This is a genomic window from Corynebacterium sp. (genome assembly GCF_012837295.1).
Lineage (GTDB): Bacteria > Actinomycetota > Actinomycetes > Mycobacteriales > Mycobacteriaceae > Corynebacterium.
Genome location: NZ_DURI01000215.1, coordinates 1 through 14,142 on the forward strand (window position 1 = coordinate 1; position 14,142 = coordinate 14,142).

Here is a 14,142-nt window from a genome sequence, read left to right on the forward strand (position 1 = left end):
CCCACCCCAGGGCGGTCATCGACGACGGGTCGATGGCGTAGCGGCGGTCATGGCCCGGCCGGTCGGTGACGTGGATGAAATCGTCGCGCCCGCGGCCGAAGGCCTCGAGGACGTCGCCGACGACGTCGATGTTCGCCCGCTCCCCGTCGGCGCCGATCAAGTACGTCTCGCCGATGGATCCGCGATCGAGGATCGCCCACACGGCGTCGTTGTGGTCGTCGACGTGGATCCAGTCGCGCACGTTGTCGCCGGTGCCGTACAGCCGGGGCTCGCGACCGCGCAGCAGCCCGCAGATCTGGCGCGGGATGAACTTCTCCGGGTGCTGCCGCGGCCCGTAATTGTTGGAGCAGTTGCTGATCGTCGCCGCCAGCCCGAAACTGCGGACCCAGGCCCGGACGAAATGGTCGGCCGCCGCCTTCGACGCCGAGTACGGGCTCGACGGGTTGTACGGCGTGGCCGGGGTGAATCGCGCCGGGTCGTCGAGCGCCAGATCGCCGAAGACCTCGTCGGTGGAGACGTGGTGCAGCCGTACGCCGTGCTTCGCGCACGCCTTGAGCAGCGTCACCGTGCCCACCACGTTCGAGCTGACGAAGGGGTCGGCGTCGCGCAGCGAATTGTCGTTGTGCGACTCGGCCGCGAAATGCACCACCACGTCATGCTTGGCGACGAGTGCATCCACGAGTTCGGCATCGCGCACGTCACCTACGACGACCTCGCAGACGAAGGGCCCCTCGGCCGTGCGGAGGCTCGCGGGATTCGCGGCGTAGGTGAAGGAGTCCAGCACGGTGACGTCGGCGTCCGGCCGCGTGGCCAGGGTCCGCAGAACGAAGTTGGAGCCGATGAAGCCGGCGCCGCCGGTGACGAGGATGCGCATGCGCCCACCGTACCCCGGGGTCGGCGGGCCCCTGACCGCCTAGGGTCGGCCCATCCGGTCGTGCCGCGGCGCGGGCGCACCGGTGGAGTCCTTCGGCGCGGTGGCGTAGATGGTCATCGTCAGCACGCCGGCGAGGAACAGCGCCCCGCCGACGACCTCGACCCACGCCGGGGCGTTGTCGGACCAGTCGGCGATGGTCAGCACCGCGCCCAGCACGATCAGGCCCAGGCCCGCGAACAACGCGCGGGTGGTTCCGAACCGGCGGATGACGCCGGGCGGGGCGAAGGCCGCGAGGATCATGGCGACGCCCGCGACCATGGTCACCTCGCCGAGCCCGCCGGGGGCGAACACGGTGAAGAACAGGCCGATGAGGAACAGGAAGGCGCCCAGGGTCAGGGAGCCCTTCGACGTCGCGTGCATCAGTTCAGGCCGGCGTAGGAGTGCAGGCCGGAGACGACCATGTTGATGAAGAAGAGGTTGAACACCATCGTCGCAAAGCCGATGATGTTGATCCACGCGGCGGCGGCGTTGCGCCAGCCCGACGTCGCGCGGGCGTGCAGGTAACCGGCGTAGACGATCCAGGTGATGAAGGAGACCGTCTCCTTCGGGTCCCAGCCCCAGAAGCGGCCCCACGCGACCTCGGCCCAGATCGCGCCGAAGACGACGCCGAGACCGAACAGCGGGAACGCCCAGATGGCGGTGCGGTACGCGATGGCGTCGAGGGTCTTCGCCGACGGCAGCGGCATGGCCAGCTTGCCGAAGAAGCCCTTCTCGCCGCCCTTGGGCTGCTTGATGCGCAGCAGGTACAGCAGCGACGCGATGCCGGACACCAGGAAGATGCCGCCGCCGATGGAGACGGTGGACACGTGGATCGGGAACCAGACCGACTGCAGCGCCGGGACGACCGGCGCGGACTCGGCGTAGAGCGACGTGCCGCCGTAGAACATCAGCGCGGCGACCGGGGTGAGCAGCCACGGCCAGAAGATGCGCATCTCGTTGCGGCGCAGCAGCACCGACGCGATGACCATGGCGAACAGGCTGAACACCGAGATGTACTCGTACAGGTTGCCCCACGGGAAACGCTCTGCGGACAGGCCGCGCAGAACCACCGACGCGAGGTGGACGGCGACGCCGATGTAGACGACCATCTCGGCCATCGCGCCGAGGGACGACGCCTTGCGGAACTTCTCCGCGATGGCCTCCGAGTCCCCGTCGTTGGCGTCGTAGGTGTCGGTGCCGACGCTGGCGCCGCCGGTGCCGGTGCCGGTCCCCGTCGCATCCGCGGTGGAGCCGCCGGAGGCGACGAGCACCTTCTCGCCCATCTCGGAACGGGCCTCGGCACGGGCCTCGAGGGCCGACAGCCGGCGCGCGTAGTAGGCGATGAACAGCAGCAGCGCCAGCGCGTACAGGGCGAAAGCCGAGAAGTAGGACCAATCGGAGTACTGCGCCAGGGTCTGGTTGACGGGCATCGGGGCCGTTTCCTGTCTGTCCGGGGTTCGTGCGATCGGGTATGACCGTAGTCGTGGTCGCGCCGAAAACCCAACCCCCGGGGGCATTCGCGCTGGCCGGGCGGTTTCCGCTTTGCGACGGACCGTCGCTAAACCACGTTGGTCAGTCGTCCTCGGGCTCCGGGCGGCCCAGCACGCCGCGGACGAACTCGTCGAACTCGTCGCCCCAGCCGGCGCGGTCCGTGCGGGCCAGGCCACCGAACTCCACGCGGGTGACGCCCTCGGACACCGGGTGCAGGCGCACCCACAGGCGGCGGCGCTTGACGGCCAGCGACACGACCAGGCCGGCGAGCATCGCGATGGACGACCACAGCACCCACACCTGCGTCGGGTCATGCGACACCTGCAGATTGACGAACTCCTTGGCGCCCAGGAACTCGAGCTTCGTGCCGTCGTCGAGGGTGACGTCCTCGCCCTCCATCAGGTTGACGCGGTCGATCTTCTCCAGCTGGCCGGAGTGCATGAGGTCACGGTCCAGCGAGAACAGCTGCTGGCTGCGGCCGGTGTCCAGGCCGGCGTCGCCGCGGTAGACGTCGATGGCCAGGGCCGGGTCGTTCATGGCCGGGTACACCGACGTCAGCAGCTGGCCGGTGTCGCCGGTGAACTCCGCGGTCGGGGCAAACAGGCCCTCGATGGCGATCTGATTCTGGCGGCGCTCGTAGAGGTCCGGGTACATGCCGGCCGGCGGGTCGAAGCGCATGGCTCCCGACGACAGGAAGAAGGTCGGGTCATCCGGGCGGAACTGGACGATCGACGTGCGGGATTCGCCGTTGGGCCACGTCACCTTCACCGCGGGCGCGAAGCCGTGGCCCTGGAGGTACACGCGATCGCCGGAGACTCGCAGCGGGTGATTGACGCGCAGCTCCTGCTCGTTCCACGTCTCCACCGGGTCGCGCATCTCGTCCTCGCCGGCCCAGCGGATGTTCGACCGGAACATCTCCGCCTGGCCGTTGGGCAGGTAGTCGGCGACGAAATCCTCCACCTGCACGCAGAACGGGTTCAGGCCGGTGCCGTCGAAAAGCAGCCCGGGCCGCAGCGAATCGAAGTTGGCCGGGGCCGTGTTGCAGAACGGGTTGCTCACCGCACCCTCGACGGCCTCGTCCTCGATCTGGGTGCCCGTGCCGGTGACCAGGATGATCTGGCCCTCGTAGTACAGCAGCTTGCCGGCGGCGATGGTGATCAGCAGCGCCACCAGGCCCAGGTGGAACACCAGGTTGCCGAACTCGCGGAAGAACCCGCGCTCGGCGGAGAAGGACACCGCGCCCGCACGGTCCTCGTCGGCCGGGGTCTCCGTCACGTGCCAGCGCTTCAGGCGCGACGCGACGTCCGCCTTCACGGCGTCGAGCGGCTTGTCGACGTCGCCGGCGTCGTTCATGGGCAGCCTGCCCAGATTCTTCGGCGCCCGCGCCGGCGGCGTGCGCATGGCCTTCCAATGCTCCACCGTGCGCGGGATGATGCAGCCCACCAGGGACGCGAACAGCAGAACGTAGATGGCGGTGAACCAGACGGACGAAAAGACGTCGAAAAGCTGGAGCTTGTCGAAGATTTCCGCCATCGTGCCGTTGTTGGCCAAGTATTCGTTGACCTTGTCCACCGACAGGTTGCGCTGCGGCAGCAGGGCGCCGGGGATGGCGGCGAAAGCGAGCAGGAACAGCAGGATCAGCGCCGTGCGCATGCTGGTCAACCAGCGCCACGCGGCACGCACCGGACGCATCGCCTTCGCGCCGGCCGTGCCGCGCACCGCCCGCGCATCCTGCGTGGAAGTCGCCATCTGTGCTGCCATCTCCTTGCTGATCGGGCCGGTCGGGCCCGCTTAAATCGGCGTCACCGTGTCGGTGATGAACGCCACCTGAATCCAATTGACGAACATATCCCAGACCCCGGAGACCAACGCGACGCCCACCAGCACGAGCATCGCGCCGCCGACCATCTGGATCGTCCGGGAATTGCGGCGCAGCCAATCCACGCCCTTCATCGCGCGGGCCGAACCCAACGCGACCAGGATGAACGGGAAGCCCAGGCCCAGGCAGTACGCCACGATCAGCAACACGCCGCGGGCGGCCGTGAGCCCCTCGGTGCCCGCGGACACCGAGATGATCGCCGTCAGCGTCGGCCCCAGGCACGGCGTCCACCCCAGCGCGAAAACCGCGCCGAGCATCGGGGCGCCCAGCCACGTGGTCCACCGCTTCGGGGCCATGCGGGTGTCCCGCTGCAGCGCAGGGACCATGCCCATGAACACCAGGCCCATGAGGATGGTGACGATGCCGCCGGCGATGGTCAGCGTCCGCGCCTCCAGGCGCAGCGTCGAAACCAGCCCGAACACCGACGCCGAACCGAGCACGAAGATCACCGTGAAACCGGCGACGAACAACAGCGACGCCAATCCCACGCGGGCGCGGGCCCGCTTCTCCGCCTTGTTCCGCGCCGCCACCGCGGTGGCGCCGGAACCGGTGCCCGGCGGGGCGTCGTCAAGCGGGGAACCCGCGGTGCCCGAGATGCCGGTCAAGTAGGACACGTACCCGGGGACCAGCGGAATCACGCACGGGCTGGCGAAGGACACCAGACCCGCGGCCGCCGCGGCGAGCAGGGCCAGCACGATCGGGCCCTGCGCCGCGGCGTCCGCGAACGCGTCGCCGATGCCGGAGGCGAGGAGCATCTACGCCGCCCCGCCTTCGTCGGCGACCTTGCGCACGGCGTCCCACAGCTCGGACTCGCTGACCTCCTTGAGGAAGACCGCCGCAGGGCGGTGCTCGCGGTCCAGGATGATCGTCGTCGGGATCACCGACGCCGGGATGCCGCCGAGCGAACCCGCGTTGATGAACGGCGGGTCGTAGATCGACGGGTAGGTCAGGCCGTTGTCCTCCACGAAATCGCGGGGCGCGGAGATGACGTGATCGCGGACGTTGATGCCGAGCATCGTGCCCAGGCCATCCGCCTGCATCTTCTCGTGGACCGCCTGCAGGTCATCCGACTCGGAGCGGCACGGGGCGCACCACTGGCCCCAGGCGTTGAGCACCACCATCTCGCCCTCGAAATCCGACAGGCGGATCTCCTTCCCCTCCTCCATGAGGGACTCGCCGTAGACGTCGGCGACGGGCGCGCGGTCCTCCGGCGCGTACTCGATCACCGTCTGGCCGCCGGGCGACACGAACTCGAAGGTGCCGCCGATGGCCACGGCATCGTGGCCGACGGTGTCGCTGGAACATGCCGCCAACGACGCGGTCAGGGCGATGCCCGCCACGGCGGCGAAGGTGCGGAAGAGGGGGCGCATGGGAAGGCCGTCCATTTCACAATCGGGGTTCACTGCAATCTAACGAAGAAGGGGCCCGGACACCGAATCACGGCGCGGCCCCGGCTCCGTCACAGATGCGCAGCCGGCTCCGAGTAGCGCACGTCGACGATCGTGTCCCCCAGGAACACCAGCGACGTCACCGACGACAGGTCGCACTGACGGTCCGCCGGATTGTGGGCCAGGCTCAGGCCGCGGGCGCGGCGCGCGGCGGCGACCACGCACAGTTGGTGGGTGACGATGATCGCCTCGCGGCCCTCGGCGGCCCCGCGGGCGCGGCCGATGGCCGCGAACATGCGGTCGGCGATCTCCTCGTAGGGCTCGCCCCAGCTGGGCACGCCCGGGCGGCGCAGGCGCGGCCAGTAGCGCGGGTTCCACAGGTCGGAGTCCCAGCCGCGCACGTGGAGGCCCTCGAAGGTGTTGCCTGCCTCCAGCACGTCCGGATCGATGACCGGCTCCAGACCGGTCACGCGCGTGACGGGCTCGCAGGTCTCGCGGGTGCGCTGCAGCGGCGAGCACGCCACGTAGGCGACGTCGTGGCCGGCGAACGCCTCCGCGGTGGCCTCCGCCATCGCGCGGCCCCGGTCCGACAGGCGGTAGCCCGGCAGACGGCCGTAGAGGATCTTCCCCGGATTGTGCACCTCGCCGTGGCGGATGAGGTGGACGATCGTGCGCGGCGAATGGACGGGCGTGCGCCCGTTGCCCTCGCCGGTCACTGGTCCCGCTCCGGAGTGGCGGAGGCGGCGGCCTTCGCGGCGATGCGGACCGCGGACTCGATGATCTCGAAGTCGGCATCGGTCAGCGCGGAGGACACGAACCAGGTCTCGAAGCAGCTCGGCGGCGCGTAGACGCCGTTTTCCAGCAGTGCGTGGAAGAACGCCGGGTAGCGGAACGTGTCCGCGGCCTTCATGTCGGCGAAGTCGCGGCCCTCCCCCTCCGCGAAGCGCGGGGAGAAGAAGGTGGCGGCGCGCTGGATGTTGTGGGCGACGCCCTCGGCCGTCAGCGCGTCGGACAGGATGCCCGCCATGCGGTCGGCGTTGGCCGCGACGGCCGCGTACACCGACTCGTCGGCGGCGCGGAGGCTGGCCAGGCCGGCGGCCACGGAGACGGGGTTACCGGACAGGGTGCCCGCCTGGTAGACGGGGCCCTGCGGGGCGAGGTGCTCCATGATGTCGCGGCGGCCGCCGAACGCGGCGGCGGGCAGGCCGCCGGAGACGACTTTGCCGAAGGTGGTCAGGTCGCCGGCCACGCCGTCGACGCCGTACCAGCCGTTGGCGGAGGTGCGGAAGCCGGTCATGACCTCGTCGAGGATCAGCAGCGCGCCGTCCGCGTTGGCGATCTCCTTGAGCTGGGCGTTGAAGCCCTCGCCCGGCGCGACGGTGCCCATGTTGCCGGCAGCGGCCTCGGTGATCACGCAGGCGATCTCGCCCGGGTTCTCGGCGAACGCGCGGCGCACGGCCTCGACGTCGTTGTAGGGCACGACGATGGTGTCGGCGGCGGAGGCTCCGGTGACGCCCGGCGAATCCGGCAGGCCGAAAGTGGCCACGCCCGAACCGGCGGAGGCCAGCAGCGCGTCGACGTGGCCGTGGTAGCAGCCGTCGAACTTCACGATCTTGCCGCGGCCGGTGAAGCCGCGGGCCAGGCGCACCGCGGACATGGTGGCCTCGGTGCCGGAGTTGACCAGGCGGACCTCCTCCACCGACGTGCGGTCGATGATCTCCTGCGCCAACTCCGTCTCCCCCGCGGTCGGGGCGCCGAAGGACAGGCCGCGGCCCGCAGCCTCACGCACGGCCTCGACGACGGCCGGGTGGGCGTGGCCCATCAGCATCGGGCCCCAGGAGCACACGAGATCGACGTACTCGTTGCCGTCGACGTCGGTCAGGCGCGAGCCCCGCGCCGATTCGATGAAGCGGGGAGTGCCGCCGACCGAGCCGAATGCGCGCACCGGGGAGTTCACCCCGCCCGGGGTCACCGCGCGGGCGCCGTCGAAGAGGCGCGCGGAATTGTCCGTCTGCTGGTTTGAGGTCCGCTGGGGTGTAGTCACGCAGCCCATCGTAGGGAAACGCCGACGGCCCGGGCACACCCGCCCCGCCCCGTGTCCCGGCGGGCGGGCAGGTCAGTGGGCGGGGGCGGGATGCGGTCCTGCACCGCCGTCAATTGCCGGCCGCCACCCGGCGGGCCATGCGGCGGGACAGGGCGGGGCGGATGCCGCCGCGGCCCATGATCCGGTTGAGGCGGCGCGAATGCCATTCGATCCACAAGCCCGCGAGCACCATGAGCACGGAGGTGATCAGGGGGTGCAGCAGACCGAGGACCGACAGCACGAGCACCGCGATGTTGTAGCCCCAGGCGAAGGCGATGTTGCCGGACATCGTCCGGGTGACGTCGCGCGCCAGCGAGATCGCCTCGGGGATGGAACCGACCCGCGAGCGCAGGGACACCACGTCGGATTCCTCGATTTCGAGGTCGTCGACGCCGGCGTCGGCGTCCATGAGCACGCCCGCATCGGCGACGCGGAGGCATTCGGCGACGTCGGAGCCGCCGACCATGACCACGGTCTCCCCTCCGGAATGGATGCCGCGCACGGTGGCGGCCTTGCGGCCGGGGATGATGCCCGCGTACACCCGCGAAATGCCCAGGCGGTCGGCGAAGCGCCTGGCCACCGGGTAGGGGTCGCGGGTGATCATGATGGTGTCGACGCCCATTTCCTCCAGCGCGTCGACCGCCTCGACGGCGTCGGGCTTGATGTCCTCTCCGACGGTGATGACGCCGCGGACCTTGCCGCGCCAGCTGATCACCAGCGGGGTGCCGCCGCCGAGGGCCGCGACCGCCATCCGCTCGTCCAGGGCGGACATGTCGCGGGGGCGCCACAGGCTGGCCTCCACGAATCGCTTTTCGACGTTGCCGTCGGACGTGACCACCGGCAATTCCGCCTGCCCGACGAATGCGCCATCGGCGTTGATCTCGACGTGGTGCACCTCGATCCAGTGCGGGACGTCGCCGCCGCCCGACCCGGCGTCGCGGGAAACGCGGCAGGCGCGGACGATCGCCGCGGAGACCGGGTGGTCGCTCTCCATCATCAGCGCACCGGCGACGCGAAGGATCAGCTCGGGGTTCTCCCCCTTCGCCGCCTGCACCTGCAGGACGTGCATCTCGCCCGCCGTCAACGTGCCCACCCGGTTGAACATCACCGAGTCGGCGCCGGCCAGCGAACGGAAGGCCTCGGCGTCGCGGATGAGCAGGCCGCGCTCGGCCGCCGAGAGGATGCCGATGCGCAGCGCCGTCGACGTCGACATGGCCAGCGCCACCGGCGCAATGCCGATGAGGATGGCCAGCGCGACGGCGAATGCGCCGCCGGCCCCGCCGGAGACCAGCCACCAAATGCCGAAGGCCACCAAGGCCAGCAGCATGGTCCACGGAACCAGCACCGACGCGGAGCGCACGGCGGTCTGGTGGGCGACGTCCTCTTCGCGGATGGCAGTCTGCATCCACCGTTGGATGGCCGCTGCGCGGGTCTTGGATCCCGTGCGCGAGACGCGGACCTTCAGGCGCTGGTCCAGGTTCATCGAACCGGCCCACACGCGGGAGTTGACCTTCGCCTCCGCGGGCGTGCTCCCGCCGCCGACGACGCGCGAGTCCACGCGGGAGGCGCCGCCGACGACGATGCCGTCGACGGGGATGATCTGGCCCGGCGGCACGAGGACGTCCTCGCCGATGTTCAGCTCGGCGATGGGCACCCGCCGCTGTTCCGGCTTGGCGGCCTTGCCCGCCTTGCGCACCACGGTGACCTGGCGGTCGGCGGGGATGCGCAACACGTTCATCGCGGCGCCGGAGCGCACGCGGTTGTACCTGGTCACCAGTCGCCCGGCGAGCAGCAGCACGGTCACTCCGCAGGCGACGTCGAAGAACAGCTCCGCCGGGGCGCTGCGCTCGTAGTGGAAGGCGAACCACGTCGGCGACGTCGTGAAGCCGATCTTCCCGGCGGGCCCGAAGACGAGCTCGGCCAGGGACCAGGCCCACGCCGCCAAGATGGCCACGGCGCTGGCCCCGTCGAGCGCGGACATCCGCCGGCGCATCGACGCGAGCATCGCGCGGTGGAACGGCCAGCCGCCCCATAGCGCCACGACCGTCGTCAGCCCGGCGCACAGCCACTGCCAGCCGTCGAATTGCCACGGCACGTACAGGGACAGGAGCAGCACCGGGATGGTCAGCAGCAGGGACACGAGGAACCGCGTGCGCGTCACCAGGGCCCGGGCCGTGAACAGGACCTCGTTGGAGCCTTCCGCGCGCAGGGCCGCTTCACGACGGCGCACCCTCGCCTCCGCCATCTGCTGTGCCGCGGCGGGCACGGCGGGGCGGCGGCGGGGAGCCGCATCGAGGCGGGTGGCCCGGCGGCGCAGCGAATTCCGGGTCAGGTACGCGCCGATGCCGTGCTCGGCCAGCGCGGCGATGAGAACGTCGGGGGCGAGATCGTCGGGCGCCGTGACCCAGGCGCGGCCCGGCGAGTAGACGACCGTCGCCCGGACGCCCGGGAAGGCGTCCAGGATCTTCTCGGCTTCGTCGGCGGCGAGCGCCGATTCGAGCCCGTTGAGCACGAGGCCGTAGGACGTCAAGCCGGTGCCCGTGCGCCGTGCGAGGCGCTGATGCAGGCTTTCGTCGTCGTCGGACCGCCGCTTCGACCTCAGCCAGGCGGCGGCTTCCTTCGCCTCGTCGATGGCGCGGCTGACCCGCTCATCCGTTTCCAGCAGATCGCGGGCCTTGTCGAGCTGCGCGGCCTCCCGGGAATCCTCGCCGGCCACCGTCCGGTACTCGGAGGGCGTGTCCGCCGCCGGCGCGGGCCCGCGTTTCGGGTCGGGCGCCGTCGCCGACGGGTCGCCGGGCGCGGCGGTGCAATTCGGGGGCCGATTCGTGGACGGGCTCATACCCGCCCGCCTTCACCGGCCCGGGCGTCGCGGTACAGCAGGATCAGCCCGATGATCATCACGCCCGCGGGGACGGCCGTCCAGGGAGTCACGGCCATCGCCATCGCGCCCGCGAGCGACACGAACGTCATCAACGCGATGACTCCGACGAGAACGCGCCGGACCACCTTCGAGGTTGCGGCGGAGGGGGCGAGCACCGCGACGAGGATCGCCGCGGCGATGCCCAGCCCGCCGACGATGACGATGTCCCGCGCCACCTCGGACCGGATGCCGGAACGGTCCTGGGACAACAGCAGCATGCCCACCACGGCCTGCGCGATCGCGCCTCCGACCAGGGTCAACTGCCATGCCGGTCGGCTGGCCCGTACGTCAGCGGCCATGCCCGCCATCCTTTCCGCCGGCGCGCCACGGCCCATCGCCGGGCGCCGATCCCGGCTTCCCGCCGGAATCATCTCCTCCGGGGCCAAAATACTCCATCGCCCGCCGGCCGGAGGCCAGCACGAGCCCCGCACCGGCCGCGGCGGCGGAGGCGATGGCCAGTGCGCCGTCGGCAAGCTGAAGGGGCACCGGGGCCAGGGACCACGGCCCCACGGGCCCGCCCATGAAGATGGTCACCATCCTGACGATCAAATACACCGAGCCCGCGACCAAAATCAGGCGGGCCCATTTGGAGCCGGCCCGCATGCGGAACGCCAGGAACGCGAAGATCGCGGTGAACGTCAGCGTGATCAGCATGGTCATCACCGCCGATCCCCGGGCCACCAGGATCTTCTCGTCCGCGCCCAGTTCCGGGAACGAGGCGCCGGCGGACTGCCCGCCGAACCCCGAAACGTCCAACAGCGCGCCGGGATTGAGCAGGTTGACGGCCAGGGTGGTCATCGCGGCCGCGACCTGCAGCACGCAGGTGGTCAACCACGCCTGCCAGGCGCCGACGATCTGTTCCGGGGCCGCGGGCCTGTCCCTCATCGCTCGCGGAGCTTCCGGGCGACGTCGACGGCGAAGTACGTGAGCACCTGGTCGGCGCCGGCCCGGTGGATGCCCAGGACCGATTCCATCATCGCCGCGTCGAGGTCGATCCAGCCGTTTGCCGCGGCCGCGTGGATCATCGCGTACTCGCCGGACACCTGGTACGCCGCGACGGGCACCGGCGACATGTCGGCGACCTCGCGGACGATGTCCAGGTAAGCCATGGCCGGCTTGACCATGACGAAGTCGGCGCCCTCGGCGACGTCGAGCTCCACCTCGAGCAGGCTCTCGCGGCGGTTCGCGGGATCCTGCTGGTAGGTGCGGCGGTCGCCCTCCAGCGAGCTGCCGACGGCCTCGCGGAACGGCCCGTAGAACGCCGAGGCGTACTTCGCCGAGTACGCCATGATGGCGACGTCGGTGTGGCCCGCCGCGTCCAGCGCCGCGCGGATCGCCTCGATCTGGCCGTCCATCATCCCGGACGGCGACACGATGTGGGCGCCGGCGTCGGCCTGGGCGACGGCCATGCGGGCGTAGTTGCCCAGGGTGGCGTCGTTGTCCACGACCGTGCGGCCCCACCGGTCGGTCCGCAGGACGCCGCAGTGGCCGTGGTCGGTGAACTCGTCGAGGCAGGTGTCGGCCATGATCAGCACGTCATCGCCGAATTCGCGGCGCAGGCGGGACAGCGCGCGGTTGAGCACGCCGTCTTCCCGCCACGAGCAGGCGCCCTCGCCGTCCTTGTCGGAGTCCAGCGGCACCCCGAACAGGTCGACGCTGGGAATGCCCAGCCCCGCGGCCTCCTCGACCGCGCGCACCAGGGAGTCCTCGGTGTGCTGCACGACGCCGGGCAGCGAGGAGATCGGGCGCACCTCGTCGAGTCCGTCGGCCACGAACATGGGCAGGATCAGATCATCGACCGTCAGGGACGTCTCCGCCGTCATCCGCCGCATGACCGGGCTGGACCGCAGGCGGCGCGGCCTGCGGATCGGGGCGGGAACGTTGGCAGAGGGGTTACCGGAATCCGTCATGCCCCCAGGGTACGGTCGGCCGTCCGGAAACGGGCACCGGGGTCCGGCTGGGCCGCGCCCGCACCGGGAACTACTCCCCGGGCTGCTCCGGGGCGCCCGCCGGGACGTCGTCAAGCGAATCGTCGTCGGCCCGCGGCGCGGGATCCTTCGCGGGCTCGGGGGCCTCCGCGGCGCGCTTGCGGCGCTTCTTGCGCGGCGGCGGCAGCTGGCCGGCGGCGCGCAGGTTGGCCACGTGGTCCGCCAGGGCATCGACGAGATCGGTGATCCCCGCACGCTCCGGCATGACGTCGACGCGCAGGCCGTACTCGCGGGCCGTCGCGGCGGCCATCGGGCCGATGCAGGCGATGATCGTCCGCGAGTGCGGCTTGCCCGCGATGCCCACCAGATTCTTCACCGTCGACCCCGAGGTGAAGCACACGGCGTCGAAACCGCCGGTCTTGATCATGTCGCGGATCTCGGCGCTCGGCGGGGCGGCGCGCACGGTGCGGTACGCGGTGACGTCGTCGACCTCCCAGCCCAGGTCCATCAGGCCGTCGACCAGCACGTCGGTGCCGATGTCCGCGCGCGGAAGCAGCACCCGGTTGACCGGGTCCATGCCCTCGATGAACTCGGGGAAGACCTCGACCACGCCGGCGGCGTTCTGGCGGGCCTCGTCGGGAAGCAGCTCCGGCGTGATGCCCAGCTCGCGGATCGCGGCGGCGGTCTTGTGGCCGACCGCGGCGATGCGCACGCCCGCGAAGGAGCGCGCGTCCAGGCCGAACTCGGTGAACTTGTCCCACACCGCGTTGACGGCGTTGACGGACGTGAACACGACCCACTGGTAGCGGCCGTCGACCAGGCCCTTGACCGCGCGCTCCATCTGGGCGGGGCTGCGCGGCGGCTCGATGGAGATGGTGGGCACCTCGATCGGGATGGCGCCATGGGCGGCCAGGCGAGTGCGCATCGGGCCGGCCTGGCCCTTCGCGCGCGGCACCAGCACGTTCCAGCCGTACAGGGCACGGTTTTCCCACCAGCTGTACTTCGAGCGCTTGTCGACGCCCTTGCCCAGCGTTACCACCAAGGGGCCCGACAGGTCGCCCGAGAGCTGGGCCAGCGTGCCCAGCGTGACGTCGTAGGTGCGCTGCAGGCGCGTGGTGCCGTGGACGGTCACCGACGTGGGCAGCGAATCGGGCAGGCCGCGGGCGGAGAGTTCTCCCGCGATGGCCGACAGGTCGTCCTCGACGGCCTGCAGCACCAGCGGCTGCGGGGCGGAGGCCAGCTCGTCCCAGTCGACGTCGGCGCGGCCGAGGTCGGTCTCGGTGTAGGTCGAGCCCAGCGCGATGCCGGCGAAGGCCGGGACCGTCGACGGCACGGACATGCCGGGCACGATCTGGAACTCGATGCTGTTGCGCGACACCGCGTTGATCTCGGCGAGCACGTCATCGCTGGTCAGCGGATTGCCCGCGACCAGGCGCACGACGTCGTGGCCGCGGCGGGCCTCGGCGACCAGCGCGCGGCTCATTTCCGTGGGATCGCCGGCCGGCTCGCGGATGTCGGCGGCCGTCGGCGGCGCCGGGCG

Annotated in this window: 13 protein-coding genes; all 13 read right to left on the reverse strand. The window is 71.0% G+C overall.

The window, feature by feature from the left end; genetic code table 11:
- The coding region (gene rfbB / locus GX015_RS07135; RefSeq protein WP_291343920.1) for a dTDP-glucose 4,6-dehydratase at window positions 1-874 on the reverse strand (874 nt) is incomplete at its 3' end.
- Window positions 875-913: 39 nt separating this feature from the next.
- A complete protein-coding gene (locus GX015_RS07140; protein ID WP_291343922.1) occupies window positions 914-1,294 on the reverse strand; it encodes a hypothetical protein in 381 nt (126 codons plus the stop codon).
- Window positions 1,294-2,343, reverse strand: a complete 1,050-nt coding sequence (gene ccsB / locus GX015_RS07145) for a c-type cytochrome biogenesis protein CcsB (RefSeq protein ID WP_291343924.1) — start codon at window positions 2,341-2,343, stop codon at window positions 1,294-1,296. The genes GX015_RS07140 and ccsB overlap by 1 nt, the downstream gene beginning before the upstream one ends.
- 142 nt (window positions 2,344-2,485) lie before the next feature.
- Entirely contained in the window at window positions 2,486-4,096 is a 1,611-nt protein-coding gene (locus tag GX015_RS07150; RefSeq protein WP_291343943.1) for a cytochrome c biogenesis protein ResB, read from the reverse strand.
- Window positions 4,097-4,195: 99 nt separating this feature from the next.
- Window positions 4,196-5,038 carry a cytochrome c biogenesis CcdA family protein gene (locus tag GX015_RS07155; RefSeq protein WP_291343926.1) on the reverse strand — a complete coding sequence of 281 codons (843 nt, stop codon included), beginning with the start codon at window positions 5,036-5,038 and terminating at the stop codon, window positions 4,196-4,198.
- The gene (locus tag GX015_RS07160) at window positions 5,039-5,653 is read right to left on the reverse strand and encodes a TlpA disulfide reductase family protein (protein WP_291343928.1); all 615 of its coding nucleotides are present in this window, start codon (window positions 5,651-5,653) and stop codon (window positions 5,039-5,041) included.
- Window positions 5,654-5,742: 89 nt separating this feature from the next.
- Complete coding sequence (locus GX015_RS07165; protein ID WP_291343930.1) at window positions 5,743-6,387, reverse strand: histidine phosphatase family protein; 645 nt, start codon at window positions 6,385-6,387, stop codon at window positions 5,743-5,745.
- Window positions 6,384-7,724 (reverse strand): glutamate-1-semialdehyde 2,1-aminomutase, encoded by a 1,341-nt coding sequence (gene hemL, locus GX015_RS07170; RefSeq protein ID WP_291343932.1) that lies wholly within the window; start codon window positions 7,722-7,724, stop codon window positions 6,384-6,386. Before hemL ends, GX015_RS07165 begins: the two co-directional genes overlap by 4 nt.
- Window positions 7,725-7,824: 100 nt before the next feature.
- Window positions 7,825-10,593, reverse strand: a complete 2,769-nt coding sequence (locus tag GX015_RS07175) for an HAD-IC family P-type ATPase (RefSeq protein WP_291343934.1) — start codon at window positions 10,591-10,593, stop codon at window positions 7,825-7,827.
- The gene (locus GX015_RS07180; protein WP_291343936.1) at window positions 10,590-10,973 is read right to left on the reverse strand and encodes a hypothetical protein; all 384 of its coding nucleotides are present in this window, start codon (window positions 10,971-10,973) and stop codon (window positions 10,590-10,592) included. Before GX015_RS07180 ends, GX015_RS07175 begins: the two co-directional genes overlap by 4 nt.
- Window positions 10,963-11,559, reverse strand: a complete 597-nt coding sequence (locus GX015_RS07185) for a hypothetical protein (protein WP_291343939.1) — start codon at window positions 11,557-11,559, stop codon at window positions 10,963-10,965. Before GX015_RS07185 ends, GX015_RS07180 begins: the two co-directional genes overlap by 11 nt.
- Window positions 11,556-12,584 (reverse strand): porphobilinogen synthase, encoded by a 1,029-nt coding sequence (hemB, locus tag GX015_RS07190; RefSeq protein WP_291343940.1) that lies wholly within the window; start codon window positions 12,582-12,584, stop codon window positions 11,556-11,558. The genes GX015_RS07185 and hemB overlap by 4 nt, the downstream gene beginning before the upstream one ends.
- A 70-nt stretch (window positions 12,585-12,654) precedes the next feature.
- Window positions 12,655-14,142, reverse strand: a 1,488-nt coding sequence (locus GX015_RS07195) for a uroporphyrinogen-III synthase (RefSeq protein WP_291343942.1), incomplete at its 5' end; no start/stop codon positions are given.